This window comes from Chitinophaga sp. 01L420, from assembly GCF_056399985.1.
Genome location: NZ_JBFTSK010000133.1, coordinates 1 through 905, shown reverse-complemented (window position 1 = coordinate 905; position 905 = coordinate 1). Strand labels below are relative to the sequence as shown.

At 46.5% G+C, this 905-nt stretch carries 1 protein-coding gene; it reads left to right on the top strand.

From position 1 onward, the window contains the following. A partial coding sequence (locus AC1DP6_RS36475) for a hypothetical protein (protein ID WP_477059308.1) occupies positions 1-905 on the top strand: 905 nt, incomplete at both ends.

Sequence of the window (905 nt, the reverse complement as noted above, 5' to 3'; positions counted from 1 at the left end):
GGCAGTGGCGATGTAACACTGACCGGCAATATCACCGCTGGTGCAGGCAATGCCATCAACATACAGATTAGCGGTAAAATTAATCCTGGCTTTATTGGTAGTATTACGAATACAGCAAGTGCAACAGATGCGAATAATAATACGGTGAATGGAACAGCTACTACACAGGTAAGCGCACGATCACAATTAAGCTTTACCAAAACGGGTAACGCCCAGGTGAATGCAGGCGATACGGTGCGTTATGTGATCACCGCTTCCAATGCCGGTCCTTCCGGTGTGCCAGGTGTAAGCATTACAGATGCGGTTCCGGCAGCAGTTGGTAACGTAACATGGACCGCAGTAGCGAGTGGTACTTCACAGGTAACCAGTGGAGCAGCAGGTAGTGGAAATAATGTAGTAGTGAAAGGAAATATTGATGCCGGTAATACCATTGTGGTAAATATCACAGGTGTGGTAGGATCAGGTGTCACTAGTTCCGTATCTAATATTGCCGTACTGAAACCATCAACGGGTGATTCTATTCCAAGTACACCAGTGATTACAGTGGTAACGAAGAAACCAATGCTACGGATCGTGAAACAAGCAGCAGCTACCGCTATCGCAGGCGATAGTCTGAAGTATACTATTACTGTGACGAATGACGGACCATCTGATGCCACTGGTGTGAAGATTAGTGATATTGTATCCGATACACTCAGCGGCGTAAGCTGGACAGCGAATACCACCGGTGCCGCATCCATAACAGGCAATAGCTCTGGCAGTGGCGATGTAACACTGACCGGCAATATCACCGCTGGTGCAGGCAATGCCATCAACATACAGATTAGCGGTAAAATTAATCCTGGCTTTATTGGTAGTATTACGAATACAGCAAGTGCAACAGATGCGAATAATAATACGGTGAA